Raw genomic sequence first — 3,959 nt, 5'->3', positions numbered from 1 at the left:
CCGCACAAAAAAGCCCGTCAAGATTGTTTTGACGGGTTTTGGGAATTTGGTTGCGGGGGCAGGATTTGAACCTGCGGCCTTCAGGTTATGAGCCTGACGAGCTACCGGGCTGCTCCACCCCGCGCCATCGGGTTTTTGCGATAGGCAAAATACCCATTTTGGCACTGCTTTGCAGTGCCATTTTTGCCGGATCAAAACCTTTGGGTTTTGTCTCCTGTAAGGGAGGCACCGGCCGAGACCTGTGATCTTCCTTGCATTCTTTTTAGTTCTACAAACGAATAAGGGTCGCTTGATGCGACCCCTGATCGGCACCAGGGCCGTTGGCTTGTTTAGAGAAGATTTTCATGTTTGCCTTTAGCAGACCTGGCAGCGACCTACTCTCCCGCGTCTTGAGACGAAGTACCATTGGCGCAGGGGCGTTTCACGGCCGTGTTCGGAATGGGAACGGGTGCAGCCACCCCGCAATAACCACCAGGTCAGCTAAGGGCAAATGATTGAGAAGCTGGTTGAAGTTTTGAGGCTTCGATTTTGAACACGTTTTTGGCATCATCGCCCGGTTTGTCCGGGCCGATGAGCATGGTCAATGAGAACGATCAAGCCAATCGAGCTATTAGTAACGGTAAGCTTCACACATTGCTGCGCTTCCACACCCGTCCTATCAACGTGGTAGTCTTCCACGGCTCTGATAGGGAATACTCGTTTTCAGGTTGGTTTCCCGCTTAGATGCCTTCAGCGGTTATCCATTCCATATATAGCTACCCTGCTATGCCGTTGGCACGACAACAGGTCCACCAGAGATATGTCCATCCCGGTCCTCTCGTACTAGGGACAGATCCTGTCAATATTCCTACACCCACGGCAGATAGGGACCGAACTGTCTCACGACGTTCTGAACCCAGCTCACGTACCGCTTTAATTGGCGAACAGCCAAACCCTTGGGACCTGCTCCAGCCCCAGGATGCGATGAGCCGACATCGAGGTGCCAAACAACCCCGTCGATATGGACTCTTGGGGGTCATCAGCCTGTTATCCCCGGCGTACCTTTTATCCGTTGAGCGATGGCCCTTCCACACGGGACCACCGGATCACTATGACCGACTTTCGTCTCTGCTCGACTTGTCAGTCTCGCAGTCAGGCGGGCTTATGCCATTGCACTCGACGACCGATTTCCGACCGGTCTGAGCCCACCATCGCGCGCCTCCGTTACTCTTTCGGAGGCGACCGCCCCAGTCAAACTACCCACCATACACTGTCCCGGATCCGGATGACGGACCGCGGTTAGACATCCATGACGATAAGGGTGGTATTTCAAGGATGGCTCCACAGAAACTGGCGTCCCTGCTTCAAAGCCTACCACCTATCCTACACATGCCGACACGAATGCCAGTGTAAAGCTATAGTAAAGGTGCACGGGGTCTTTCCGTCTGACCGCAGGAACCCCGCATCTTCACGGGGAATTCAATTTCACTGAGTCTATGTTGGAGACAGCGGGGAAGTCGTTACGCCATTCGTGCAGGTCGGAACTTACCCGACAAGGAATTTCGCTACCTTAGGACCGTTATAGTTACGGCCGCCGTTTACTGGGGCTTCGATTCAAAGCTTGCACCTCTCCTCTTAACCTTCCAGCACCGGGCAGGCGTCAGACCCTATACGTCGTCTTGCGACTTCGCAGAGCCCTGTGTTTTTGATAAACAGTCGCTACCCCCTGGTCTGTGCCACCCCAACTTACTTGCGTAGATTGGGGTCACGCTTCTTCCGAAGTTACGCGTGCAATTTGCCGAGTTCCTTCAACATAGTTCTCTCAAGCGCCTTGGTATACTCTACCTGACCACCTGTGTCGGTTTCGGGTACGGTCTATACGGTGGAGCTATTTCCTGGAACCGCTTCCCCGCCCAGACAATCCAATAAGTCTGAACAAGTTACGCAATCCGTCACTACCACCAGGCCCACGAATATTAACGTGGTTCCCATCGACTACGCATTTCTGCCTCGCCTTAGGGGCCGGCTAACCCTGCTCAGATTAACTTTAAGCAGGAACCCTTGGTCTTTCGGCGAGAGGGTCTCTCACCCTCTTTATCGTTACTCATGTCAACATTCGCACTTCCGATACCTCCAGGAGCCCTCACGGGTCTCCCTTCACAGGCTTACGGAACGCTCCGCTACCACTGAAGCAACCCGAAGGTTGCCACAATCCTCAGCTTCGGTGCATGGCTTTAGCCCCGTTACATTTTCGGCGCAAAGACCCTTATTTAGACCAGTGAGCTGTTACGCTTTCTTTAAATGATGGCTGCTTCTAAGCCAACATCCTGGTTGTTTTGGGATCCTCACATCCTTTCCCACTTAGCCATGACTTGGGGACCTTAGCTGGAGGTCAGGGTTGTTGCCCTTTTCACGACGGACGTTAGCACCCGCCGTGTGTCTGCCGACTAGTACTCCCAGGTATTCGGAGTTTGGTTAGGATCAGTAAGACGGTGAGTCCCCATAGCCCATCCAGTGCTCTACCCCCTGGGGTATTCGGTCGACGCTCTACCTAAATAGATTTCGCGGAGAACCAGCTATCTCCGAGTTTGATTGGCCTTTCACCCCTAGCCACAAGTCATCCCAATCTATTGCAACAGATGCGGGTTCGGCCCTCCAGTTGGTGTTACCCAACCTTCAGCCTGCTCATGGCTAGATCACTCGGTTTCGGGTCTAATGCAACTAACTCATTCGCGCTATTAACACTCGCTTTCGCTGCGCCTACACCTACCGGCTTAAGCTTGCTAGTTACACTAAGTCGTTGACCCATTATACAAAAGGTACGCCGTCAGGCTTGCGCCCTCCGACTGCTTGTAGGCATCCGGTTTCAGGTTCTATTTCACTCCCCTTGTCGGGGTGCTTTTCACCTTTCCCTCACGGTACTTGTTCGCTATCGGTCATGCACGAGTACTTAGGCTTGGAGAGTGGTCTCCCCATGTTCAGACAGGATTTCACGTGTCCCGCCTTACTCAAGGACAACAAGTGTTCTACGCCTACGGGACTGTCACCCACTCTAGTCGAGCTTTCCAACTCGTTCGGCTTTATTCCTTGTTGCCACTGGCCTGGTCCGCGTTCGCTCGCCACTACTTGCGGAGTCTCGGTTGATGTCCTTTCCTGCAGGTACTTAGATGTTTCAGTTCCCTGCGTTCGCTTCTAACCCCTATGTATTCGAAGGTTAGATACCTTATCACAATGCTTAGAAACCATTTTGGTTTTGAAGAACGCCGCACGAGCAGCGACGCGCTACCGCGCTGTAAGGGAAACCCCCATACAGGACGACAGTCCGTCGGCGATCGTTCGCCGTACCGTTGGCTCAAAGAGCCAACAACCAGAATGATTTTCTAAGCATTTAAGGTGGGTTTCCCCATTCGGATATCCATGGATCAAAGCTCATTCGCAGCTCCCCACGGCTTTTCGCAGCGTATCACGTCCTTCTTCGCCTGTGCATGCCAAGGCATCCACCAAATGCCCTTACGACACTTAATCGTTCTCATTGCCAATGCTCATCTATAGTTGGATTTGGCAAACCTTGTCCCGACAGCTGCGCTGCGGGGGTGCCAAATCTGACCATACGGTCAGCTCCAACAATCTGGCTACCTTTTACAACCAGACCATTCAGATGCCATCGACGTGTTCGATCCGGTCACTTTATTGGAGCTACGCCGAGCAGCTCACTTGTGCCAGATCTTTAAGACCAGCTTCTCGAGATCAAATCCGGTACCGCGCGGTCAGGCAACGGTAATCCGACCGTTCATCAGAGGCGACCAACGCCACCAACAACAAACGATCCAGAGCGACAAGCTTCCTACCTACCCCCAATCCTTCCCCAAGGTCCGGCCGGCTAGGCCATCACAAGGATCATCAGGACTGGGCTCGGACATGGGATCAAATCCCACACCTGGAAGCCTCCAGATCAATCTTCTCTTCACAATGTATGCAGA

1 tRNA gene and 2 rRNA genes are annotated in these 3,959 nt (G+C 53.0%); all 3 read right to left on the bottom strand.

The features are described from left to right. Positions 1-47: 47 nt before the first annotated feature. Positions 48-124 (bottom strand) — tRNA-Met (locus FAA97_RS20900). Between the two features lie 237 nt (positions 125-361). Beyond that, positions 362-476, bottom strand: a 5S ribosomal RNA gene (gene rrf / locus FAA97_RS20895). A gap of 113 nt (positions 477-589) precedes the next feature. Next, positions 590-3,504: ribosomal RNA gene (locus FAA97_RS20890) — 23S ribosomal RNA — on the bottom strand. Between the last annotated feature and the right edge of the window lie 455 nt (positions 3,505-3,959).

The sequence above is a fragment of the Peteryoungia ipomoeae genome (genome assembly GCF_004912165.1).
GTDB lineage: Bacteria > Pseudomonadota > Alphaproteobacteria > Rhizobiales > Rhizobiaceae > Allorhizobium > Allorhizobium ipomoeae.
Note: the sequence above shows the minus strand (reverse complement) of the source record. Positions and strands in the feature narration are given on the sequence as shown.